The sequence below is a fragment of the Pseudoalteromonas rubra genome (genome assembly GCF_005887115.1).
Lineage (GTDB): Bacteria > Pseudomonadota > Gammaproteobacteria > Enterobacterales > Alteromonadaceae > Pseudoalteromonas > Pseudoalteromonas rubra_F.
On the sequence record NZ_PNCJ01000009.1, the window covers coordinates 174961 to 198227 of the forward strand.

The following is a 23267-nucleotide window of genomic DNA, read 5'->3' on the forward strand; positions in this document are numbered from 1 at the left end:
TTTTTGAGCAAGAGATTATTGAATGTCGTGCTTTTTCATGAGCTTATAAAAGTCGGAGCGGTTTCGTTGTGCAAGTTTAGCGGCTTGCGGCACATTGTGTTGACACAAGGCCAGCACCTTAAGTATGTAATCTCGTTCAAACTGCCGTTTGGCATCATTGAGGCCGACAAACGCCTGACGATCATCCTGTGCCGGCAAGGCATTGAATACGCTGTCCTCTGAAATATGAGTACCAGATGTCATTGCGACACAATACTCAATTACATTGTGTAACTGGCGGATATTGCCGGGCCAGGCATAGTTTAACAGTGCAGTGACAGCATCCGGCGAGAGGCGCTTGGGTGATTTACTGAGCTGCTTTAAGAACAGGCTGGCGAGCAAGGGAATGTCCTCAACACGATCTTTGAGCGCTGGCAGAGACAACTGCACAACGTTAAGCCGGTAGTAAAGGTCTTCTCTGAACGCTCCTTCACTCACGGCCCGAGCAATATTTTTATGGCTTGCCGAGAGGATCCGAACATTAACGGCTTGCTCATGCTGCCCACCGATTGGACGAACCGTTTTTTCCTGCAAGACTCTCAGCAATTTTACTTGTAAGTCGAGCGGCATATCCCCGATTTCATCCAGTAATAATGTGCCCTGATCGGCGGCCTGGATCAGTCCCTGTTTATCTGTGATTGCACCGGTAAACGCCCCTTTCTTATGGCCAAATAATTCAGATTCCAGCAGATGCGCGGGCAGGGCGCCACAGTTTATGGCTATAAATGGTCCCTCAGCATGGCTGCTCGCGCGATGAATAGCCCGAGCCGTCACTTCTTTACCTGTACCGCTTTCGCCCTGGATCAGAATGTTGGCCTGACTGGGGGCGATGGCTTTGATTTGTTGCACCAGCTGGCGCATGCTCGCACTTTGGTGATACAAACCGTGGAAATTATCTGGATCTGGCGCGTGTAACGTACTTTTGTCTGGCAGCGCTTTGTTGATGGCTGCAAGCAGTTCATCACTGTCGATAGGCTTAGTGATAAAGGCGGTGATCCCCTGCTGAATGGCATCAACGGCATCGGGGATTGAGCCATGTGCGGTCATCATGATCACGGGCAGGCCCGGGTAGTTGGCCTGTAATTTCTGGTTGAGGGCCAGACCGTCCATATTATCCATACGTAAGTCTGTGAGCACCAAATCGATGGACGTATTTGCAAGTTGTCGCAATGCCGCATGACCACTGCTGGCAAGTGTAACCTCAAAACCATGGCTTTCCAGCCGCATTGCCAGTAATTCGCTCAGGGCCGGGTCGTCGTCTACCAGCAAAATGGAGGTGCTGCGCGTTGCGGGCAGAGGAGCTGTGATATCGATTTCTGCATAAGACATTATTGTTGCTCCTTGGGTGCTTGAGGGGATTCAATCAGGGGCGCGTCCTGAAGTCTTTGCTGCTCTATGTCGGCCAGCTCCTGTTTGAGCGTCATTAGTGCCTGACTGGTTTGGCTCAGTTGTGATTGGATCTGGGTTAGTTTCGCGTTGCTGCGATGCAGGCGGATTTTTTGTCCCCGCAGCACCTGTGTCTGTTGTTTAAGCGTGCTAAACCACAGCTGATAGTGCTGTGGCCAGGGCTGGCTTTGCTCTATGGCGGTAATTGCCCGCAACTGCTTGGTCGTAGACACTGTGTTGCAGTAGTCGTACATAAAGGTTTCAATAGCAGCCTGACCGATATAACGCGCCGATTTGTTATGCTTCGCAGGCAAAGCCTGCTGGCAAATCTGCAAATAACGTTCGAGCAGAACTGTCAGTGGTGCATAGTCCGGACTCACCGTTTTGCTTGGCCCGATAAAGCTACTTTTGTGTTTATTGGGACTCAGCTGGCAGCCACTCAGGCTGACAACGAGCACTAAGCTCAACAACGGGATTTTCATTTGCTTATTCCTTGTTTTGGCAAAGTTAAACTAAATTCACAGCCCGGGTGGGTATTTTGCCACCCTAGCTGGCCACCAATCTGATTCACACATTCCTCGACAATGGCCAGTCCCAGTCCGCTGCCTGCAATCGGGTCACTCTGTTTGCCTCTGACAAAGGGTTTAAACAGGTGATTGGCTTCTTGTGGGTCGAGCCCGGGTCCATCATCACGGATACTGATTTGCCAGTGGTCTGGCGTGTCTGTCAGATCTATGCTGATTTGGCTATGGGTATACTGAATGGCGTTGCCAAGCAGGTGTGTCAGTGCCAGTTTGACAGGCATTTCGGGCAATTGAGTGAGCGCGGGGTTAAAGCGCCAGTCAATTTGAATACCTGCGCCTTGTAGTCGCTGTGCAAAGTGCTCCTCAAGCTGTTCTTTGATTGCCTGGGCGCTACAACGCGCCTGTTGATTATGCGGATGGCTGGCAGCGCTAAATGTGAGTAGATCTTCAATCAGTTGAGTGAGCTTTGTCACTGAGGAGCTCAGAATGCCGGTTACGCGCCGCTGCTTGTCGTTGAGCTGCCCCAGGTGAGGCGTATTCAGTAACTCTGTGCCTTCTTTGATGGAGGCTAGCGGGGTTTTTAACTCATGCGATACATGGCGCAAAAAGGTCTCTTTTTGTTGCTTACTGGCGGTCAGCTCATTGCGAACCTGTTCAAGACGCTCCCCCAACTGTGTGAACTCATGGCTTCCTGATAATCGAATGGGAGAAGTAAATTGACCGTCACCAACGACGGCAATGACCTTCTCCAGCTGAAATAACTGGCGGGAGATCCGTTTGATCAGCCAGATACTGAGTCCAATCAGGGTCGGTAACAGCATGCTCAGTCCGATTAAAAAGCGCTGGCGGATCTTACTTTGTTGTGCCAGCGCTTCGTCGAGTGTTTTGTCGAGGGCCTGCTGTAGCGATTGTGACTCACGGGCCAGAACTGCGACCATGGCTGACAAGGTTTTACTGTCGGGAGCCTGGGCCTGTGACAGGGGCTGTTGCCAATTTGCAACGGCTGCGCTTTTTTCCAGTGTGATCAGCAGTGTTTTGAGCGCATTTTTACGCTTGTGCCAGTTTTTATTGATACTTTTTTGCAGTTTTTCGCTTTGTAGCAGTTGATTGTTCAGCTGGGCTTTTTCGAGCGCTATAAGGGCATTTCGCAGTTCGTTAAATTCTGACGTAACCTTATGATTATTAGTATAAATATCTTGAACCTGTTGCTGCTGGTAGGCGACCGACTGAATAAACCACAGAGTAAGCAATAACAGAGGAACCAGGGCCAGCAATAGTGCGATTAGTGCCTGTTTCCATAGTGCCTGAGAAAAAAATTGTTGGAGTGGCTCGCATGAGCGCAGTCCTGAACTGGCTTGCTGCATAAATGACTTTGCTATTGTGGACGTTTTTGGTTCGCTGTTGCCAAATAGCAACAGACGTAACTTGTTGATTTTTATAGTTGAGCCAAAAACGCAGGTTAAACCGTGTTGCCATTTAGCAACAAACCGCCTTAATCCCACCTGAACTTTTTTACCCATAAATTTATAAGTGCATGAAATAAATAAACAAAATTAAATTGGCACCAAAGTTGGAATAGTCATGTCAAACGCAGCCAACAAACTCCCAGCGGTTTCTCGGCAGCTGAATTAACAGCAAACATTCAAAAACAGAAGGAAAGTAACATGAAAACATCTCTGACAATGATTGCGGCTTTGGGTCTGACTGTACTGGCAACCGGTGCGATTGCAGGCAGTGACTTCGAAAAGTATGACACAGATGGCGATGGCACTATCAGTCTGAGTGAATCAAAAGCCAACCCCAGATTGATGGGCCAGTTTAAAGATCTGGATAGCAACGGCGATGGCCAGCTGAGCAGAAGTGAATTTTCAGGCTTTAACAGCTAACAGGTGCTCACAAAGGAGAAGTTACTATGCAGATAAAACATGTACTTGTACTGACAATCGGTATGCTCACCAGCGCACTTGCGTTTGCCTCTGAGGTAGATTTTGCGCTACTGGACATTAACAGCGATGGGTTGATCAGTATGTCAGAAGCGAAACAGGTCCCTCAGGTCGCAGAGGCATTCAGACGCTTGGACAAAAATCGCGACGGTGCGCTGAGCGCCAAAGAATTTAGTCACTTTTAAGCCAATTTAGTGAGGAAATAATGATGAACAAACTAATGTTAAGCACAGTATTAATGCTGGCCAGCCTGGGCGCACATGCAGCAAGCAGCTCATTTTCATCTTTTGATACCGATGGCGACGGGTTTATTTCAAAATCTGAAGCGGCAGGCTCAGAAACGTTAACGGTCATCTTCGACAAGCTTGACGCCAATGGCGACGGCAAGCTCTCCGAGCAGGAATTTCGTCAATAACAGAATAAAGCAAGTGGCGCGTTTCGCGCTATTTCCCCAAATTCACCTTTAAATCTTACGCTAAGGAGCTAAGTATGAATAAGTTAATGATCACAGCAGTATTGATGATGGCCAGCCTGGGTGCGCATGCCGCAAGCACATTCTCATCATTCGACAAAAATGACGATGGATTTATCAGTAAGTCGGAAGCGGCAGAATCGACTGAACTGAGTTTTGAATTCGATAAACTCGACAGCAATGGCGATGGCAAATTGTCTAAGCAGGAGTTTCGCCTGTAACTGCCTGACATAACACAGGCACACTCCCAATTTTGTATTTTTTTACGCAACAGTCTTCATGGATCCTTCCATGAGCCAGGGCTCCTGATAAGGGAGCCTTTTTCGTTTCTTATACCAATTTGCTTAATTAAGTGTTCTATTTTGAGGCGAGAAAATATTGTCGATAACACCGCTCCCGCGTCCTGCTACCGCTGAGGTACCTACATCCATATAGGCGAGGCAAAAATTTGCGAACTTATACCTTAGGTAAAGGTTCTAAATGAGAAATTTTTAACGCCGTTAGCGTAATATTTGCTCCGTCAAATTGAACAGGTATTTAGTGAAATTGGTATTAAGCCGTTGCTGTCATTTTATACTCACTGCGCAGCAGACCATACATATAGCCATCATAATAGCCATGGCTGAATTTGAAGTGCTGGCGTAAATGCGCCTCCTGTTGCATACCCAACTTTTGCATCAGCCGCCACGAAGCCTGATTTTCAACCGCGCAGAATGCACAGATCTTGTTTAGCCCAAACTGCGCAAAAGCAGCCTCTATAAGCCCGTTTGCAGCCTCAAAGGCATAGCCCTGGCCGATATATTTTTCATTCAGACGATATCCGATCTCAGCTGTTTTAGCGTTGTGACACAAAAACTTATACATGAGTTCGCCAACCAGAACATTGTCTTCGCGTCTGATAATGGCCAGCAGCAGCCGCTCGTGTTCGTTTGCCTGCCAGGGGGCTCTGGCCCGGTCAATGCGAGCCTGGGCATCTGCCAGTGTGGCCGGTTCGCCAATATATCTGGATGTCTTGGGGTTACGTCTGCTTTCGTAAACGCCATGCAGATCACTTTGTTGCAATGGCCGAATGGTAAGGCGGGCCGTGTTAAAATGGAGTTTTTCGAACATGAATGATCCCAAAAAGTATACGTTAAGTGTGTTCAAAATGTGGTCGCTGAATGCGGATAGTACGCCAGCTTAATAACAACAGCGCGGCGCACACTGCTATCAACAGTGAGAGAGTTTGTGTGTTGTCTGGCAGCCACAGATTAACCAGCCAGGCAATCACAGAAAAAATCAGTAACTCGATGGCCCCGACCAGGGCATTTGCTGTGCCCGCTTGATTGGGGTGGAGCAAGCCGATTAAGTGCATATAGCTGGGAAAGTACCCGCCAAATACCAGCATGATGGCGGCATACGCCAGCAGTATGGCAAGTGCGCTGTCGCTGGCCAGCAGAAAAGTCAGTGCGCTCATAAATAATACCGGCCACAGCCACAAGACAATTTTCATATAGCTGACATGACGCTGCAAAACCTTAGCAAACACGGCGCCCAGCAACAGGCCCACCATGGGCAGCATCATAGCCTGCCCAGTCTGGCTGGTGGTAAAGCCAAAGCGCTCCTGAAGTAAAAATGGTAAGTGCAGTTGAAGCGTTAAATACAAAAAGGTGGGCACCCATTTGAAGCTTGCCAGGGAGAGAAACACCTGACATCTGACCATACTTTGGTAGTGTCGGATGAGGCTTATCGGGTTAATTGCAATAGGCTGAGGGGTTCGGGTCTTGAGCAGGCTCAGGCCAAATAATGTGATAAACAAATAGTAAGTGATGAGCACTAGAGATAAACCCTGCCAGCCAAACCAGCTGCTAAGCATGCCACCGAGTAACGGCGCAATAATGGCGGTGACACTGGCTGAGATGGCTACCGTCGCCATGGCACTTTTGAGCTTTGCGCCAGATAGATGCTGGGCCAGTAAAGTGCGGCTTATCAACACCGGTGACGCGGAGCCTGCGCCTTGTAATATTCGACCAGTTAAAAAGGTGCTGCTATCTGGTGCAACGGCGCATAACAGGGTACCGACCAGCAGAATGATTTGCCCGGCAATAAACAATGGCCGATCACCATATTTATCGCGCAGCGGACCGACAACCAGTTGCGCCGCCCCAAGGGTAATAAAGTAGCTGATTATCATGGCCTGGCTCATGCTGTTTGATAGTAACAGGCTATCTGCTATATCAGGCAAAACAGGCATATACACCTGGCTGACCAGCTGAGAGCAGGACATCAGTAAAACAGCGAGCATAGTAAATAAGTACACAGGCACTCCTGGCGCAGAAGATTTGACCCAGGCACTATACGCCGCTTTCATTGTCCTAAAAATAAGGTAATAATTAAAATACTATTTCCTGTAAGGAATTAATTAAGTGGATTGGTTAACGGCAACACGCAGTTTTTGCGTTCTGGCGGAGCTGGGGAGCTTTACCAAAGCGGCGGAACATCAGGGTGTATCAGCGTCTGCTATGAGTAAGCGCATTGACTGGCTGGAAAGGCACTTGGGACAAAGCTTGTTTATTCGCACCACCCGACAGGTCAATCTGACGGAGCAAGGGCAGCACTTCTTTCCTCGTGCCAGAGATTGGCTGGCGCAATTTGAAGCACTGGTTGAAAGCGCTCAGTCTGAACCATGCGAGCTGCAGGGAAGCCTGAAGATTGCCGCCACACAGGCTGTGGGCAGTAGTGTGTTAATGCCTAAAATAGAGCAATTTCTGGCGCAATACCCGCAGATCACGATTCATCTGAATGTTCTGGCACCAGGAGAGCCGCCAGATCTTCAGCATGATGTGGTGATCACCAGGTACAATGAGTCATTTGATTCAGTGTCACACAAGGGTACTCGTTTGTTCGACTATCAGATGCAGTTATTCGGTGCGCCTGAATATCTGGCACGCTGTGATGAGATAGCCAGTGTTGACGACCTGGCGCAGCACAAAATGTTACTGAGCAGCTATTATCACAAAATTGGCGGGGTAGTGCTCGAAGATGGCCGATTGTTTGAATTCACAAATTATAATTTTGTGACCGATCATCTGGATGCCATTTTAAAGGCCGCTGTGCAGGGGATTGGCCTGCTATTTATCGCACCCAGTTATATTGAGCGAGAATTAAGCTCCGGGGCACTGGTCCCCATCTTGCCGGATATTCGTTCTGAGGTAAAACAACTCTGGGCTTATTACCCCAAGGCAAGCTATACCCCCCGTAAAACCCGGTTGTTTATTGAGCACCTTAAGGCCACGCTGCAATGCGGTGAAGGAGGGGATTTACCGGCTTGAAAATGCCCTCACACCGCGCCATTTTGGCAAACGAGCCGGGAACTACTCAGTATTGAAAGGGAGTGCTGAGAGTCAGTAGATCCAACATCAAGTGCGGGATGACTTAGGTGTATCACTGCATGATTCAGGTAAGTGTGTTAGGGCTTGCGAACGGTTATATCTGGGTCGTGAATTATGCTGAGTCAGGGCCCGTCGATTTTTCAGGTTAGTCGTTTGAACGAACCACCCAACTCGTCATCCCGGCCAACGAGCCGGGAACCACTTAGCTGGAAGGTAATTAGGAGCGGATGGCCAGTAGAACCGCATCCAGAGCAGCGTTAAGAGGCACACATACGCCATACGCAATGACAGAGCTGGCCGACGAAATAACGCCGGCCGAGCGAGTTAAAAACGGTAAGTCAGGCCCACATTCAACTGAAACTGATTGAGCACATCGCCGTCGAAATGCCACGCACAGACATCTTCGTCGCTGCCATCACAGCGCACCTTAGAGGAGTTTTTGATAGACGAAGCCAGCCAGCGTAACTCAGTCAGTGCGCTGAACCCGGCACCCAAATCATATTTAAGACCGCCATAAAAACCCGCGGCAAAAAAGTGGTCGGGCTCTTCGAAGTTAGGGGTGACCTTGTTCACACCAATCTGCGCACCAATGTAACTGTCCAGATTATCCGTAATATCCACATCTATGGCACTTTGAAACATCAAATACTCCATATCCACCTTATAGATAGGGGAGTCCTCGAACTCAGTTTCGACCATACTGTAAAAAAAGCCGTAGCGTTTTTTATCCAAATAACGGTCAAAGCTTACCCCAAAGTGGTTTTTATCGGCCAGCTCAACCACTGCTTTTTGACTGGTATGTAAATCCTGGTTACTACTTTGTCCACCGTAGAGGGTGACACCAAAGCCTGTATTAGAAGCCATAGCAGAGCCTGAGAACAGCCCTAAACCAAGTGCTAACCACACATAGCTGCGCATAATAAATCCTTGTTATCTAGTGTGTTGTCGGATGAGTTTAATTGCCAAGAAAGTAACACGCCTTTGTATCTAATAACAGGGATTTAGCGACTTAATTTGTGTAGGTTTGTAGATTTCTTTCATCAGCATTGGCACCGCCTTGCAACCTCAAGTACAATGTGGGTTTTCGATTGCAATACACCGGAACCTTCCCCATGGAAATCAAAGTAAATTATCTCGATAATCTTCGAATTGACGCTCGATTCGATGATTTTTCTGTCATTGCCGATCAGCCTATTCGCTATAAAGGCGATGGCTCAGCCCCCAGCCCGTTCGATTATTTTCTGGCTTCGTCTGCGCTGTGTGCGGCTTACTTTGTGAAAGTGTATTGTAATGCGCGCGACATTCCGACCGACGGCATTCGCGTGGCGCAGAACAACATTGTTGACCCCGAGAACCGCTATAACCAGATCTTTAAAATTCAGGTAGAGCTGCCAGAGAGCATTTCTGAAAAAGACCGTCAGGGCATTTTGCGCTCCATTGACCGCTGTACTGTGAAAAAAGTGATCCAGACCGGCCCTGAGTTTCAGGTGGAAGCAGTAGAGAGCCTGGATGACGATGCACAGGCTATGCTGATGGTAAACACAGAGTCAGATGCCAGTACCTTCATTCTGGGTAAAGACCTGCCACTGGAGCAGACCATCGCCAATATGACCGGTATTTTGTCTGATCTGGGCATGAAAATCGAAGTGGCGTCGTGGCGTAACATTGTGCCTAACGTCTGGTCTTTGCACATTCGTGATGCCGCATCACCTATGTGTTTTACCAATGGTAAAGGTGCCACTAAAGAAAGCGCGCTTTGTTCGGCACTGGGCGAGTTTATTGAACGCCTGAACTGTAACTTTTTCTATAACGATCAGTTCTTTGGTGAAGAAATTGCCAACGCTGAGTTTGTGCATTACCCGAATGAAAAGTGGTTTAAACCGGGTGACAACGATGAACTGCCAAGCGAGATCCTCGACGGCTACACGCGCGAAATCTACGATCCGGAAGGCGAGCTGCGCGGCTCAAACCTGATAGACACCAACTCGGGCAATATCGAGCGTGGTATTTGCTCTATTCCTTACACCCGTCACAGCGACGGTGAAACGGTTTACTTCCCGTCCAACCTGATTGAAAACCTGTTCCTGAGTAACGGCATGAGCGCAGGTAACAACCTGTTTGAAGCCAAAGTGCAGTGTTTGTCTGAGATCTTTGAGCGTGCGGTGAAAAAGCAGATCATAGAACAGGAAATCGTGCTGCCGGACGTACCTGAAGAGGTACTGGCCAAGTTCCCGGGCATTGTGGCGGGCATTAAAGGTCTTGAAGAGCAGGGCTTCCCGGTTGTGGTAAAAGACGCTTCTCTGGGCGGCCAGTTCCCGGTTATGTGTGTGACCCTGATGAACCCCAAAACCGGTGGTGTGTTTGCCTCTTTTGGTGCGCACCCAAGCCTGGAAGTTGCGCTGGAGCGCAGCCTGACCGAGTTGTTACAGGGCCGTAGCTTCGAAGGTCTGAACGACGTACCTAAGCCAACCTTTAACAGCATGGCAGTGTCTGAGCCGGAGAATTTTGTAGAGCACTTTATTGATTCTACCGGTGTGATCTCCTGGCGTTTCTTCAGTGCCAAGCACGATTATGAGTTTGTGGAGTGGGACTTCACAGGTACCAACGAAGAAGAGTGCGACAAATTGTTCGCCATTTTGAAAGACTTAGGCAAAGAAGCCTACATTGCCGAGTTTACCGATATGGGTACAGCTTGCCGCATTCTGGTACCTGGTTACTCAGAGGTATACCCGGCAGAAGACCTAATCTGGGATAACACCAACAAAGCCCTGCAATACCGCGAAGACATTCTGAACATTCACTCGCTGGAAGACGAAGCGCTGGCCGATTTGGTTAACCGCCTGGAAGAAAGCCAGCTTGATAACTACATCGACATCATCACTTTGATCGGCGTAGAGTTCGATGAAAACACGGTTTGGGGCCAGCTGACCATCTTAGAGCTGAAGATCCTCATCTATCTGGCGCTGGGTGACATTGAAGCCGCTATTGAGCTGGTCGAAACCTTCCTGCAATACAACGACAACACCGTTGAACGCGGCTTGTTCTATCAGGCAATGCACGCGACGCTGGAAGTGGCACTGGATGAAGAGCTTGAAATTGAAGACTACATCCACAGCTTTACCCGCATGTTCGGCAAAGAAGTGATGGACGCCGTGATCGGCTCTATCAACGGCGACGTGAAATTCTATGGCCTGACACCAACCAATATGCAACTGGAAGGCCTGGACAAGCACCTGCGCTTAATCGATAGCTACAAAAAGCTCCACGCCGCACGCGCTAAGTTTGCCAAGGGGTAAATCGCCAAGTGTTACTAAAGCCCGCAAGGTGAACTACCAGCGGGCTTTAGCCGTGGAGTAGGGCACAGAATTTTGGGGCGGGTGAAGCACGTCGAACCTGGACTCTGGGGCTATGTAAACAGAGTATTCTCGCTACAAATACGTCCCTTTTTCACTTCAAATATACTCACTCTATACAGTCATACCGGCATTGAGCCGGTATCTTCCAATGGCGAGAGGGTGTTTCAATTTGAGTTATTCCCATCCATCAAGGCCAACGTAATTAAATATACAACCCTTGTTGATTAATCGTCTGCTCGGTCAATGCTTCCTCCTGCCAACCTAGTTTTACCGGTGTCTGGTAAAGCCGGGGGTTACCTAGTTGTGGCCACATGTGACATAGGCCCGGAGCGAATAGCTTGACTGTATTGATAGGAATGTCTGGCCTTGTGTAATTCAACAACAATACCTCAATATTCAACGTATCCAGCTGCTTGGCTATAGCTTCGATCATTACCTTCAAATTTTCAGAGAACTGTATACTTTTATTAGCAGGTAAAACGTCTTCATGTGGCATTAGATAATTGCCAGTATCGATTTTACTTCTATCAAATATACAGCTGTTTTGCTCTTTTGCTGCTATTAATTGGCAAAGTTCTGTCAGTGCTCGTTGTGCTGCAATTTCCTCAACAATGTGGCAACCAAATCCAAAACTATATTTGCCTGAAGCTTTTTCTCTTCCAATTGCTGCAATCACAGTTACGCCAACATCGTTTGTGATATCTAATAACCAATAATCAAAGTCTTTCCCCAGGGTTTGATCACATCGTTCGAGTAATGTGGTAGCTAGCTTGTCCATACTAAATGCAGGCCGAGCTACTTTGTTGTACCACCAGATGGCGATTGCATCTCGCTCAATTAGTTCTAGTAACCCTTGTAGCGTTGCCTCTTCTATTGTATTTCCCGCTGCGCAACCATTTGAATGCCACCTGCCAAATTTCTCATCTTCAAAAGGTGTGTTTGAAAAGCAAAAGGTAAAGGGAACGTATACTGGTGATTTTTTTATCAAAGAGGTTGCTTTGTACCAAAGCGTTTCTTGGTCGGTGTATTTTCTGCAAGCTTGTTTTCTTTTGGAGTCTGAATGCTCTGGAGTATTGAAGTTTCGATATTGGGCTTCTGAATAAGGTGCTAAGTCATGATATGAGTAAGAGTAAAGGTCGAGTTTGCTCTGACATGATTTTATCGGAATTTCATACCCTTTAAAAATAGCGCTAAATCTCTCTATTGTCTCGCAGATAGCACTGACTTGAGATTGAATGTCTGTTTCCCCTTTGCCCATAGTTCCTTGAATGAAAGCCTCATTTGAAGGGCGCTCAAAACTATTTTTATACAATGGCTTGTTATACGCCGCTTTGTATACAGGTATAGATGAGTAAGCGCCTAGTTCTTCTTTTTCTAAATGCGTGATAACACCTGTTATTGGACTAATAAGCGGCATTAATTTATCAAGCGTACTATGTGGAGACTGCACTCTGGTACCGCAATCATGCTTATAGTTTACAAAGCAATCCGCCAACTCAACATGACTTGATTCTTTATTAAAATCATATCCCTGCCTGATAAATGTGTTGACGTTATGTTTGGCTTCTTTAGTATTTACTAGGCAAAATGTCGTTATTGTGTCTTCTTTTAAGTCAATGCAATTCAAAAGAGAAACTAATCTGGCTTTATTCTCCTTTAAAAGATCTAGATTCGATTTATAAGAAGCATAGTAGAGGTCGTGGCCTAGGCTTTTAAGATATCCTTCGAATGGTGTATTTGCTGAAACTTGACTAATCAAAGCTTCAACGTTCTGCCTTTCTGTATGGGCGAAAGGTCGGGTAACCCATATATCTTTGCCTGTTATTTTTATAACTATCGAAGGTTTTTTTACAGATTGCTCTATCAGATGGATTAGTGACAGATCTAGTTTTGCTGTAAGGATTACGTTTAAACGACCATTGAGTTGGCTTGACTCAACGACTTCTCGCCAAAATTCCACCGGAATAAAAGAGGATTGTAGAGATTCTGAAATACACAGACCTTCAAATGTCTCCCTAACTTGTGATACGCCTTCTAATCGCTGGCCACTGTGCTCTACGATTATGCCAGAAGCCTTTAAATCCTCAATTTTTTTAAATAAAACGGCTGATTCATATATGCTTATATCACTCCCAAATAAATCAGAAGCTGAAAGCCCTGATTTCAGTGAATTTGCGATTGGCAGATACTGCCTGTCTATGAAGTAGTGAGAGTTATCACCTAATAAAAATAGTCCATAGTCTGTTGGATAGGTGCTGAATTCATCACTGATAAGATAAATTTCTTTCAAGGCTTAGTCGCTTAGATTTAAAAATTAAAAAACTTACTTGGATTAAGCTCGTAAATTTCTTTTTTTTCAGTTTCTGTTAGAAATGAAAACTCTTCTTTGTCATCCGAGCTCTCAGAGTCCAAGTGGTCTGGGTGTGGATAGTCACTACCGAACAGAAGACGATCTGAACCAATGTAATCTATTAGTTCTCTAATACATGGTTCCCCATCTTCAATACTAACCCAACAATGAGACTTAAAGTATTCAGATGGTAATTTCTTAATATTGTCTTTTACTAAGTTTGGATATTCAGGGTAGCAAATGTTATCCAATCTCCACAGCCAATATGGAACCCAAGAGCCTCCGCCTTCTAAAAGAGCAAATTTCAGCTTCGGATACTTTTCAAAAACGCCATTTTCCAATAGAGAAACAAATGCCATTTGCAGTTCAATTGGGTGGGAGCAAGCATGTAATCCGAACCTGGAAGTGAATCGTTCACTACCAGCAGTGCTGCCGTGCAGATTTGATCCACCGTGGAGGCAGATACCTATATTATACTCTTCACAAGCTTGCCAAAATGGCTCATATGCTTGAGATCCCAAAGAATGCCCATTGATAACTTCAGGTCTTATTGAAATAGTAGTCCAGCCATAGCTAGCGATTGCTTTAACTTGCTGTGCAAGAGTTTCTGGGTCGTGCCTGCTAACAGCACCGACAGGAAGAAGCCTTGTTTTGTCAGCGCTTACATATTCATTTAACCACTCGTTGTAGCCTTCAGCATATGCAAGAGAGCTTTTAGCTGAAATCTCTGCGTGATTAATAACATATGATGCGAATGTCGGAAAGATAGCGGCCTTTTCAATTCCATGCAGGTCCATAGAAGCTAATTGCCCTTTCCCTGACATGGCTGAAAGCCTTTCTAACTGGCTACTGTCTTGTTGGTGTGTTGATTCAATTTGAAGCTCTTCGCTCCAATGATTAAAGATTGGGTGTTGCCCAACATATAGGGTTGGTATCAATTGAATTGCACTTCGCAGGTTACCATATTTTTTTGCTCTGAGTTGCGCCTCTTCAAGAGTATCCTCTTTTAGGCTAACACGGTACTCACCTACTTGTTCTTCATCAATATAGTTGTCCCATAATTCTACAGGTTCTACGACATGACGGTCAGAATCAAAAACTTTATACATTATTCTCTCATTTTTTGAGTACTTCCCTTGTATAAGGGAAGTACTCAAGTTATTTAACAACCAGTAATTGGATAAATCTTACCTGCGGCTTCGTAATCACCCAGTGCTAATGCGTTCCATTTAGGATCACTAGGCTCTGGAGGCAGAGTTAATGTTAGCTTCATTTTTAACAAGCCTTCTTCAACAGCTCTGTACCATCCATTGTGGGTAAATTGCTCTACGTTGGCATCTGTAGAATCACCTGGGTTCACGTACTGATTGTCAGGGTTATCATCGGCAAGCTTTACTTCAACGTCGAGGAGGTTCCATAGATCTACCTCGCCATCAGAGAGAATCTCTGAAGTGCCGGTAAAGCCCATTTTTTCAAAAGCTTGCTTCGCATCTTCTACCAGTAGCTTTTTGAACTCTTCATCAACCCATGCTCGAGCTATTGCACGTACCCATGTTGAGCGCCAGTTATAAATCAGATTTACAGCCGGTAAGAAAGCTTCATCTCCAGCTAAAGAGACGTTTTTTGGTTCTGTCATTTCTATGTCCTATTTTCACTATTGTCTAAAAATTGATGCGTTTTTATACCTATTGAAGCAGCCGCTTCACGAGCAAGTTCGAGATAGTGGGTGGATTTTTCAGTTTCACCTAAGTGTGCCAACGCTATACTCTGTAGCCGATATAACTCTGGAACAAACAAGTTATCATTTACATTAAGTGAGTGAGCTATTACTTTTTCTAGTCTCTGACTTGCTTCAGCGTGTTTTTGTTCAGAAATCTCAATATCCGCTATTAAAGCAGACCAATAACCTTGCATTTGAGTCATACCGATTGAAAGGATACCTTGATAAGCTGTATCTGCGGTTTTCGAATCCTTGTTAGCCCAAGATTCCAGTAGCGAAATTAAACCTGTCCAGTTCATCAGTTTTTCTCGGTTACAAAGTTCGGTAATTTCCCTGGATAACTTAAGTATGTTCTCTGGATTTCTTAATTGATATTGACAGCAGCACTGATAAACTTTTGCCATACATTGGCTATGGTATGAACCAATATCTTCCGCGTATTGGTTTGCTTCAATGTACAGTGCGGTAACCTGCTCAGTGTTGTTCCAGCAGGCTTGAATCAATGACTGAACACTCAGTGCAAAAACTTTTGTATCATGCCCAAAAATACTCGCGTGGTCTCTATCTCGTTCTTCACAATAAAGCTCTATTGCCTTTGAACAACACTCGTAAGATAAGTCTAGATTTCCCTGCATCCAGTTTGTGTGGCCCTGGAGAGCAAACAAAGCGCTTTCTTCACTATCACCTATATTTTCTAATTTGAATGCAGCATCAACCAACTCTGCAACTTTTTGGTGGTTTCCTCGCACATTGTGGTATGTTGCGGATGCCCAATAGATAGGAAAGCTTTGTGCTACTGTTTTTTCTGGCATAGCACTTAGCAACTGTTGTGCTCGTGCCATAAGGCTCTCAACTTTTTCTGATGCCCAGCCATGAACTGTCATTGAGGCTGTAGTGATCAAATTGTTAAGCTCTAACTTTTCACTTATAGGGCAATTTGCTTTTTCCATCAGCTCGTATGCGGTCTCTGCAAAGTGCAGCGCATTAACATATGCACTTCTGTTCATAAGAATGTTAGCGGCTTGCCTTGCATATTTTGATGCGTTTAAAAAGTCTTCTGCAGCACTGAAATGTATAACTAAAATGCTGATAACGGAGCTATTGCTAACATCTCTGAGTCGCTCAATTGTCGCAGCTAGTTTGGTGTGATTTTCTTTGCTAACTTGAGTTGACATACTCCCATAAGCCGCATCTCTCACCAGCGCGTGTTTAAAGATATAGCTATCATTTTCAACCCGGCGCTGTTGAATGATGAGGTCTTTCTCGATCAGTTCATTCAGGTCGTTTTGGATCTGATCTTCGCTGAGTGATGACGCGGCGACGAGCAGGTCGTATTCGAATTCGCGGCCTATGGTGGCGGCGAGTTGTGCGGTTTCTTTAGCGTGTACCAGGCTGTCGAGTTTTTGCTGAAGTGATTCGCGCAGGCTGCTGGGGACCTGATCGAGTTTATCCGGGCTGACGAAGTTGATTTCGCCGCTTTGCTCGCTGACGAGTGCTTTTTGTTTCAGCATGTCAACCAGCTCTTCGATAAACAGCGGGATGCCATCGGTGCGGCTAACCAGGATATCGCGTACGTTTTTCGAGACGGCTTTGCCTTCGAACAGTTGCTCGATGAAGTCTTCAGTTGCTTTGGCGGTGAGCTTGTGTAGCTCCAGCTCCAGCAATGTCAGGTCGTGCAGACTGTCTGGTTTAGGCTGGCGCGAGGTGCTGATCAGCACGCTGCCATCGCTCAGGTTGGCTGCAAAGTGGTGGATAAACTCCAAAGTAGTGGAGTCTGCCCAGTGAATGTCTTCAATGATGTACAGCTTATGGTTGCTGAGGCTGAATTTGTGCGACAGCAGCAGGGCACTCAGGCCTTTAAACAGTAACTCTTTCTGTGCATCCGGCGCCAGTGACGATGGCTGCATGTCTTCGGGCAACTCAATGTTCAGCCACACCAGCAGGATTGGCAAAATGGTCTCTGTGTTGAGTGTGCTGTCCTGTTCATTAAGCAGCGACACAAACAGGTCTATGACCTCGGTATTGCTGAGGTTGCTGGTGTTAAACAGATAACGTACCAGCGTCAGAATAGGGTAGAGCGCGTTGTTCTGGTGCTCCGGCAAACACTGGGCAACCAGGTGCTGGTATTTACCGGCGTTGGCACGAATTTCTTGCAGTAATCGCGACTTACCAATGCCGGCTTCACCGTAAATATGGGCAACCCGGGTGGTTTGTTGTTCGTTATTGATGATGGATAGTGTTTTATCCAGCTCGCTCTGACGGCCAATCAGTTTGTGGTGATGGCGCGTACCACGCATAAAACCAAAGGCTTCGACGCGTTTTTCGCCTTTAAGGTTATAAATGGCTTGCTGTTCAAACGCCATACCCAGCTGCATATTGTCGAAATAATCGAACTCACTGTATGGCTCAAGGATGGCGCGTGACTCTGCGGTACACAATATTTGACGTTCGCCAGCATGGCGCGCCAGTTGCATGGCTGTGTTAGCAATATGGCCTTCTGGTACGGCATTGGCGTAAGTGACAAAAATACCCGAGTGCAGGCCAATATGGGCGTTGAGTTGCACGCCGTGGGCTTCCTGCATCAGCGCATTACGCTTGCCCAGTTCGCTGATCACATCCAGTGCGGTACGTGCGCTCAGCCGCGTGTCGTTGTCGCTGGCAATGGGGTAACCAAAGTAGAACAGCGCAGTATCGGCCAGGTTGCCCACATGATAAGCTCCAAAGCGGGTTGCAATATCAATACAGGTGTTGCGCTGTGATTTGAACAGGGTATCGATTACATCCAGGTCTTTGGCGTTTTCATCGAGTATTTTGGCGCTGAGGCGCAGTGCCATAACGGTGATTTGTTTGCGCTCTGTCAGCGTAGTGTAATCTTGCTGGCCGGGGTGACTAGGGTCATCGGTGCGCAGCACCACAGTGGCATCGTCGTAACCATGTTGCGCCTGTACATCTGCCAGCACGCCCACCAGGTTAGACACATTCATAGAATTCAGTTCGGTGAAGGCTTCTTCCCCTGAGATAACCCGCTCTGTGGCATTCTTTTGTAGCACACGACGCAACAATCCCGATAGCGGGTGGCCAAGCAAGGCACTGGGCAGCGGAATATGCACATCGCTCAATTGCTTGTGGTAAATCGAGGCAATGCTGGAGCCGGTAACGGCTGGTAACCCGGTCAGACACTCCAAAAATACCAGACCCCAAACATAGATATCCGTTTTGGCAGAAGCTGGTTCACCACGCAATTGCTCGGGGGCACTGTACGAAGGTGTACCCAGAGTTTCCTGGGTGAGTGTCAGTGTGGCAAAGTCCTGATGGCGGCTTTCCTGACTGAGCGTGCCGATACCAAAGTCGAGAATTTTGGCGTAGGTTTTTGCGCCTGCCTGGGTCAGCATGATATTAGCGGGTTTAATGTCCCGGTGGACTATGCCTTTTTGGTGTGCATGGATCAGGGCATCCAGTACCTGCAACATTATGTCGGTGGCGTCTACGGCGTCTAACGCGCCTTCCTGAATAAGGTGTTCGCGCAGTGACTGACCTTCCACATATTCAAATACGCCGTACAGCAGGTTTTCGTCTACCTGGCCTTTATCCAGCAGCCGCACAATATGTGGGTGCTGCAGCTGGCTGCTGAGAGAGGTTTCGCGTTTGAATCGCTCAACATAGCGATGCTTTTTAGCTTCGTCCAGGTGAGGCTCAAGTGCCAGAAACTTGATTGCCACGACCTGATCCGTGTTTTTATTCTTCGCTTTGTAAACCTTACCAAAGCCGCCTTCGCCTATCTTGTGGATGAGCTCATATTGCGTCGACTGAAAGCGATCCTGAATGTAAGGATCAGAAAATTGAGTTAGTGGCATAGTCTTTTATTTTTATCTAATTTGTTAACAGGGTTCGAACCTAAGCTCTAAATTATTGTTAAGAATTACGATTATTACAATGTTTTTTCAACATCCTTGCCATTACTATCTTTTTATTTGACATCAGACAGATTTCACTAAGATGAAGGTCGTATCGATTATCGGCAACTTATCTCGTTACTTGAGTAAATTTCAACAATTTCAATAGTTACTGATTGGTCTGAAACATGCTGTTGTTCTTGCCGGTAATCTTCACCGATTATCAATAGAGGGTCAAATGCTTCTGGCTTAGTATTGGGATAAATTACCAAGGAAAAGTGCTAAATTACTACGTTTATGGCTGGTTCCAGTACTTAATTGGTATATGTTGTTTGAAGTGTAATATAGTGTAATATCTAATTATTCAGTAGTTTGTAATAATAAACCAGTTTTTCGGTCGCTAATGGTGTATAAAGATGGAACGTCGTACTTTTCTTAAAACAAGCTCATACTTATGTGCGAGTGGTGTATTGCCTGTCACTGCACTTGCCGCAAATAGCACTTCATTTACATTTTCAGAGCAGGACACGCAACGTGTGAGTCGCGAGCTGCTAGACACACTGGCAATTGAAGCGCCGAAAGTCTCAATAGAATCTCCCAATGGAGATGCTGTGCAACTCACCTTAAAACCCGCTGTGGCAAGACGCTATAACTCACAAATATTTATTTACTTTGAGACGAGCAGCGAGATACACGTATTCGACTTGTCTGGTAACCCTAGCGGAACGATTAAATTGCCGCAAGGATTTAGCAGCCTTAACGATTTTGCCATAGAGCCAAATCAGCAATTGCTTTATCTCATTGAAAGAGGCCAGCATTCTGTCACCGTAGCAAATTTTTATGGTGAAAAACTCACAGAGATCAGCGAGTTTGGTACTGAACTTGATGGCCAATTAAACGGACCTAAGAAAATTACATTAGATACCCATGGCCACATTCATATTCTTGAAATGGGCACTGCCAGCATCAAAGTATTCAGTAATAATGGCGTATTTTTATACTCGTACGGCCGTTCACGGTTAGGTAAAAAGCCGCTGTACAGATCACTGGATGGGACTCAGCATATCCTGGTTTCAGGAGGCAAACTGAACGACCGAAAATGGGTCTTTAATATCGACACTCGCAAATTGTCGGCACTCAACTAGACTAAACAGTGAACGCTGACAGGCGTTACTTATGACACTAAAGTATGTCGGGTAACGCCATGTAATCACGGAAATATTATACTTAGGTAGCGCCCTATGGAAAAACATCAGATGCGTAATATGTCAGTAACAGATTATGCTGACCCAAAAATTGATCAACTCTTAAAACACACCGTCCGAAATCAACTTGAATCTTTACTCAAGGCCAAACTCACCACCGCACAAAGACAACAGGCGCTTACTCAGAGCTTTGTGGATGCGATGGCACTCATATTTAGCACCACGCAAGCAACTCACGCGCAGCTTACAGCTGCTTTCGAAGCCATGTACGAACATGCTTTGCAGTCAATGTCGATGGCTGAACTCAGTGAAGAACTATTGACTCGTCAATATATTGCACCGACGGGTTTGATCATGTCTCCTTATAATAGTCGCCATACTATTAAAGACATATACCGTATTCAGGGCTACGCAAAAGGCATTGATAAAGCAATACGTGGCATGCTGTCTCATAAGGACTCTATCACTATTCTGTATCCTGCCTGTGGCCCATTCGCACCTTTGATACTGCCTTTACTCAGTTACTATAAAAATCACAACGAGTTTAACCATGAGCAAATAAAGGTGCTATTTGTAGATACACACCCAGGTGCCATCGTAACGCTAAAACAGCTGCTTGATGATTTGCAACTCGGTGAGTTTGTCGCAGACATCATCGAAGAAGATGCCACGGTATATGAGCCAGAGCAGGCTGTTGACTTGCTGGTGCTTGAAGCCATGCAACACGGTTTTACCCGCGAAGGGCAGCTGGCTATTGCAAAACACCTAGTTAAATTCCTGACACTCGATGGCTGGATGATCCCGCGCTCTGTATCGATTAAAGGCATGATGATCCACGGCGAAACGGAATATAATCAGCAGTGGAAAGACGCCGAGTATTGTCACTCAGACCATTTGCGTGACAGCGCCATAAATGAGCGTGTTGAACTGGGCGAGCTGATGCGTATTGATAAGTCTGCGTTGTTAGAGATGACAGAGATAGAGCTTGAAGATGACATTCGGGTTGTTGCGGCGAATACAATCACAATACCAACTGGCGTTGAGGACATGTCGACACGTATTTTGGCGATTTATGCCCAAATCAACACGTTTGGTGAAGAAGGACTGGATCAATACGACTCAGGCATTACACACCCTAAACCTGATATGAACTTCTATGTTGATGCCCGGCCCCGTGAACTTGAGCACACGCACTTTGTCGCCAATAGCGGCGATACGGTGCAATTTTACTACCAACTGAGCGGCATGCCCGGGTTTGTTCCGGTAAAAGCATAGGAGATTGTCATGGAAGTTAAATACGCTTTATTCAGCGGTAGCTGCTTATGCCTGACTGCCGTACAGTACCTATTACAAAGGGGCCAGCTTAGTTGTGTTGTATTGATAGAAGCTGAACCCAATCCGGATCTTGTTCAGTTGCAGCGCTTTTTGCACCACCATCAAATTCCCATGCTGCAATATAAAACAGAGTCGGACGACGCCTTGATTGCCGATCTCGACAGGCTGGGTGCAAACAGTGGCATAGCCTATTTGTTCAAGCATAAGCTGCGCGCCAAGCTGATAGACTTTTTTGCCGGTGATGTACTTAACATTCACCCCAGTGCATTGCCTGATTATCGTGGCCCAATGCCTGTGTTCTGGCAGCTTAAGAGGGGCGCAGACACAGTGAGACTGACTTTACACAAAGTCGCTGAGCAGCTTGATACTGGCGATATTGCTACGCATATTGATTTACCCGTGCACCCTTTTGATACTTCACAATGTTTTCATCAGAAGATAGCCCAGGCAGTACCCGCCTTGCTTGAGCAGTTTGCTCAGCAGCAGGCCGCTGGAACTTTGAACTGGCAAGCGCAAAACGAGCATATCGACATTGATGGCGAGCAGTGTGAACCTCGCTACGCTGCCCATGTTCAGGTGGAAGATTTATTGATTGACTGGCGACATCATACTAGCACCGAGATTGTGAATCTGGCGCGCGCAGCAAATGCCGAATTAGGTGGTGCCCGGTTTAAATTTCGTGAGGGTATGCTGCAGCTTATGCAAGCCAGCAGTATGGAGTGTAAGCTCGCAGGCATTAAGCCTGGCACAATTTTAGAGCTCGACAGGATCAAAGGGCTATTAATTAAAACGGTTGATGGTGCGATTCGCCTGGATACGATTTTAACTGAGCAGGGTATTTTTGATGGTTATCGGTTTGCCGTGCTGTTTGGTCTTGAACCAGGTTTAGAAGTGGCAGCCTCATCTGAGGGCAGAATGTAGGGTTCTAAAATTAGTTGTTTTGATTGAGGTATATCAATTGCAAACCTATACCTTTGTACTAACTTTTACAATGGTAGCTTAGTTGAGAAGGACTTGTGAGTGGCCTGGCCGATGTACTTATTATCCTGCATTTCTAACTATGCTCTGAACGTTAACTCAGAAGCGAGATAGATATGAATATAAAGATCAATCTGACCAACCGATATGGTTATGATCTTACGTTGTTTCCATATAACGGAGGTGCTTTACCAAGCGGTGAAGGGCAGCGTATTGCGAAAGTTGAAGGCACTGGCGAGATAGTTGTCGCACAGGGCGAGTGCAGTATTTTAGAAGTCCCCGGAATGGGCAGCTTGCTAGTCCAGTTTTTGGGAGAGCAGAAGCTCGTTGACTGTCACGAAAGGTTCTGCGATAGCCCCAGCGAGTTTGACGGTTACCCGTTAATGGCACTCTTACGTTATAAGACCACAGAATTATACTGGCGTTTTTCAGACAGCGATGATCCGGCTGAGCTCAATGTCAGCATTAATGATATCGGGACAATCTGCCTTGATAAGGTCCTGAGTGGAGAAGCGCGCAGGGTGCAATTGCCTGAGTTTTTCATTCCACCTGTTTTTACACCACATTTACCAGAAGGAAACCCTGATTGATAGCTGAGCAGTGATAGCTCTACAACACATATATGCCTTTCAGGCAAAGCAGTAAATAAAGTAGTAGGTGCGAACTCGTCGCAACAAGTCGATAAATTACTGAGT

20 protein-coding genes are annotated in these 23267 nt (G+C 46.3%); 10 read left to right on the forward strand and 10 right to left on the reverse strand.

All coding sequences use genetic code 11. From position 1 onward, the window contains the following. Positions 1-15: 15 nt before the first annotated feature. The 3 genes from CWB98_RS06855 to CWB98_RS06865 are packed head-to-tail and all read right to left on the reverse strand — an operon-like array spanning position 16 to position 3313. Entirely contained in the window at positions 16-1368 is a 1353-nt protein-coding gene (locus CWB98_RS06855; RefSeq protein ID WP_138544177.1) for a sigma-54-dependent transcriptional regulator, read from the reverse strand. Next, entirely contained in the window at positions 1368-1907 is a 540-nt protein-coding gene (locus CWB98_RS06860) for a hypothetical protein (protein WP_138544178.1), read from the reverse strand. The genes CWB98_RS06855 and CWB98_RS06860 overlap by 1 nt, the downstream gene beginning before the upstream one ends. Further along, positions 1904-3313: a HAMP domain-containing sensor histidine kinase gene (locus CWB98_RS06865; protein WP_171045601.1), complete on the reverse strand. Its 1410-nt coding sequence runs from the start codon at positions 3311-3313 to the stop codon at positions 1904-1906. The genes CWB98_RS06860 and CWB98_RS06865 overlap by 4 nt, the downstream gene beginning before the upstream one ends. 300 nt (positions 3314-3613) lie before the next feature. On the opposite strand from CWB98_RS06865, the gene CWB98_RS06870 reads away from it, so the two are divergent. From CWB98_RS06870 to CWB98_RS06885, 4 genes are all read left to right on the forward strand, one after another. After that, positions 3614-3835 carry an EF-hand domain-containing protein gene (locus CWB98_RS06870; RefSeq protein ID WP_138544180.1) on the forward strand — a complete coding sequence of 74 codons (222 nt, stop codon included), beginning with the start codon at positions 3614-3616 and terminating at the stop codon, positions 3833-3835. 26 nt (positions 3836-3861) lie between these two features. Further along, entirely contained in the window at positions 3862-4077 is a 216-nt protein-coding gene (locus CWB98_RS06875) for an EF-hand domain-containing protein (protein WP_249364632.1), read from the forward strand. Positions 4078-4097: 20 nt separating this feature from the next. Then, entirely contained in the window at positions 4098-4307 is a 210-nt protein-coding gene (locus CWB98_RS06880; RefSeq protein WP_432765878.1) for an EF-hand domain-containing protein, read from the forward strand. A 74-nt stretch (positions 4308-4381) separates the two neighbouring features. Next, the gene (locus CWB98_RS06885) at positions 4382-4585 is read left to right on the forward strand and encodes an EF-hand domain-containing protein (RefSeq protein ID WP_138544181.1); all 204 of its coding nucleotides are present in this window, start codon (positions 4382-4384) and stop codon (positions 4583-4585) included. A 331-nt stretch (positions 4586-4916) separates the two neighbouring features. On the opposite strand, the gene CWB98_RS06890 is transcribed toward CWB98_RS06885, so the two are convergent. After that, positions 4917-5474: a GNAT family N-acetyltransferase gene (locus tag CWB98_RS06890; RefSeq protein WP_138544182.1), complete on the reverse strand. Its 558-nt coding sequence runs from the start codon at positions 5472-5474 to the stop codon at positions 4917-4919. A 22-nt stretch (positions 5475-5496) separates the two neighbouring features. Further along, positions 5497-6663: an MFS transporter gene (locus CWB98_RS06895; RefSeq protein ID WP_249364633.1), complete on the reverse strand. Its 1167-nt coding sequence runs from the start codon at positions 6661-6663 to the stop codon at positions 5497-5499. Between the two features lie 106 nt (positions 6664-6769). On the opposite strand from CWB98_RS06895, the gene CWB98_RS06900 reads away from it, so the two are divergent. Then, entirely contained in the window at positions 6770-7675 is a 906-nt protein-coding gene (locus CWB98_RS06900) for a LysR family transcriptional regulator (RefSeq protein WP_138544183.1), read from the forward strand. A gap of 384 nt (positions 7676-8059) precedes the next feature. On the opposite strand, the gene CWB98_RS06905 is transcribed toward CWB98_RS06900, so the two are convergent. Then, positions 8060-8653, reverse strand: coding sequence for a hypothetical protein (locus CWB98_RS06905; protein WP_138544184.1), 594 nt, complete (start codon positions 8651-8653; stop codon positions 8060-8062). Between the two features lie 194 nt (positions 8654-8847). Between CWB98_RS06905 and CWB98_RS06910 the strand changes: the two genes are divergently transcribed. Then, positions 8848-11031 carry an OsmC domain/YcaO domain-containing protein gene (locus CWB98_RS06910; RefSeq protein ID WP_138544185.1) on the forward strand — a complete coding sequence of 728 codons (2184 nt, stop codon included), beginning with the start codon at positions 8848-8850 and terminating at the stop codon, positions 11029-11031. 262 nt (positions 11032-11293) lie between these two features. On the opposite strand, the gene CWB98_RS06915 is transcribed toward CWB98_RS06910, so the two are convergent. From CWB98_RS06915 to CWB98_RS06930, 4 genes are read right to left on the reverse strand one after another with little or no spacing between them, the layout of a single operon-like run. Further along, positions 11294-13381 carry a YcaO-like family protein gene (locus tag CWB98_RS06915; protein ID WP_138544186.1) on the reverse strand — a complete coding sequence of 696 codons (2088 nt, stop codon included), beginning with the start codon at positions 13379-13381 and terminating at the stop codon, positions 11294-11296. 17 nt (positions 13382-13398) lie between these two features. Continuing rightward, positions 13399-14550, reverse strand: coding sequence for an amidohydrolase family protein (locus CWB98_RS06920; RefSeq protein WP_138544187.1), 1152 nt, complete (start codon positions 14548-14550; stop codon positions 13399-13401). Between the two features lie 53 nt (positions 14551-14603). Beyond that, the gene (locus tag CWB98_RS06925) at positions 14604-15077 is read right to left on the reverse strand and encodes a nitrile hydratase subunit alpha (protein ID WP_054013395.1); all 474 of its coding nucleotides are present in this window, start codon (positions 15075-15077) and stop codon (positions 14604-14606) included. 2 nt (positions 15078-15079) lie between these two features. Further along, positions 15080-19015: a TOMM system kinase/cyclase fusion protein gene (locus tag CWB98_RS06930; RefSeq protein ID WP_138544188.1), complete on the reverse strand. Its 3936-nt coding sequence runs from the start codon at positions 19013-19015 to the stop codon at positions 15080-15082. Between the two features lie 455 nt (positions 19016-19470). Here CWB98_RS06930 and CWB98_RS06935 point away from each other — a divergent pair, with 455 nt between their 5' ends. The 4 genes from CWB98_RS06935 to CWB98_RS06950 all read left to right on the forward strand — a co-directional run bounded on the left by CWB98_RS06935 (position 19471) and on the right by CWB98_RS06950 (position 23162). Continuing rightward, positions 19471-20199, forward strand: coding sequence for a hypothetical protein (locus tag CWB98_RS06935; RefSeq protein ID WP_138544189.1), 729 nt, complete (start codon positions 19471-19473; stop codon positions 20197-20199). A gap of 96 nt (positions 20200-20295) precedes the next feature. After that, a complete protein-coding gene (locus CWB98_RS06940; RefSeq protein ID WP_138544190.1) occupies positions 20296-21534 on the forward strand; it encodes a hypothetical protein in 1239 nt (412 codons plus the stop codon). A 9-nt stretch (positions 21535-21543) separates the two neighbouring features. Further along, on the forward strand, positions 21544-22515 hold the full coding sequence (locus tag CWB98_RS06945; RefSeq protein ID WP_138544191.1) for a methionyl-tRNA formyltransferase: 972 nt from the start codon (positions 21544-21546) through the stop codon (positions 22513-22515). A 173-nt stretch (positions 22516-22688) separates the two neighbouring features. Beyond that, entirely contained in the window at positions 22689-23162 is a 474-nt protein-coding gene (locus CWB98_RS06950; protein ID WP_138544192.1) for a hypothetical protein, read from the forward strand. Positions 23163-23267 lie beyond the last annotated feature (105 nt).

What these genes read in the sequence shown, in the direction of transcription:
- CWB98_RS06885 (WP_138544181.1), top strand. Translation starts at nt 4,382, where the DNA reads ATGAATAAGTTAATGATCACAGCAGTATTGATGATGGCCAGCCTGGGT.
- CWB98_RS06905 (WP_138544184.1), bottom strand. Translation starts at nt 8,653, where the DNA reads ATGCGCAGCTATGTGTGGTTAGCACTTGGTTTAGGGCTGTTCTCAGGC.
- CWB98_RS06875 (WP_249364632.1), top strand. Translation starts at nt 3,862, where the DNA reads ATGCAGATAAAACATGTACTTGTACTGACAATCGGTATGCTCACCAGC.
- CWB98_RS06865 (WP_171045601.1), bottom strand. Translation starts at nt 3,313, where the DNA reads ATGCAGCAAGCCAGTTCAGGACTGCGCTCATGCGAGCCACTCCAACAA.
- CWB98_RS06860 (WP_138544178.1), bottom strand. Translation starts at nt 1,907, where the DNA reads ATGAAAATCCCGTTGTTGAGCTTAGTGCTCGTTGTCAGCCTGAGTGGC.
- CWB98_RS06925 (WP_054013395.1), bottom strand. Translation starts at nt 15,077, where the DNA reads ATGACAGAACCAAAAAACGTCTCTTTAGCTGGAGATGAAGCTTTCTTA.
- CWB98_RS06945 (WP_138544191.1), top strand. Translation starts at nt 21,544, where the DNA reads ATGGAAGTTAAATACGCTTTATTCAGCGGTAGCTGCTTATGCCTGACT.
- CWB98_RS06950 (WP_138544192.1), top strand. Translation starts at nt 22,689, where the DNA reads ATGAATATAAAGATCAATCTGACCAACCGATATGGTTATGATCTTACG.
- CWB98_RS06870 (WP_138544180.1), top strand. Translation starts at nt 3,614, where the DNA reads ATGAAAACATCTCTGACAATGATTGCGGCTTTGGGTCTGACTGTACTG.
- CWB98_RS06890 (WP_138544182.1), bottom strand. Translation starts at nt 5,474, where the DNA reads ATGTTCGAAAAACTCCATTTTAACACGGCCCGCCTTACCATTCGGCCA.
- CWB98_RS06930 (WP_138544188.1), bottom strand. Translation starts at nt 19,015, where the DNA reads ATGCCACTAACTCAATTTTCTGATCCTTACATTCAGGATCGCTTTCAG.
- CWB98_RS06940 (WP_138544190.1), top strand. Translation starts at nt 20,296, where the DNA reads ATGGAAAAACATCAGATGCGTAATATGTCAGTAACAGATTATGCTGAC.
- CWB98_RS06920 (WP_138544187.1), bottom strand. Translation starts at nt 14,550, where the DNA reads ATGTATAAAGTTTTTGATTCTGACCGTCATGTCGTAGAACCTGTAGAA.
- CWB98_RS06880 (WP_432765878.1), top strand. Translation starts at nt 4,098, where the DNA reads ATGATGAACAAACTAATGTTAAGCACAGTATTAATGCTGGCCAGCCTG.
- CWB98_RS06855 (WP_138544177.1), bottom strand. Translation starts at nt 1,368, where the DNA reads ATGTCTTATGCAGAAATCGATATCACAGCTCCTCTGCCCGCAACGCGC.
- CWB98_RS06910 (WP_138544185.1), top strand. Translation starts at nt 8,848, where the DNA reads ATGGAAATCAAAGTAAATTATCTCGATAATCTTCGAATTGACGCTCGA.
- CWB98_RS06935 (WP_138544189.1), top strand. Translation starts at nt 19,471, where the DNA reads ATGGAACGTCGTACTTTTCTTAAAACAAGCTCATACTTATGTGCGAGT.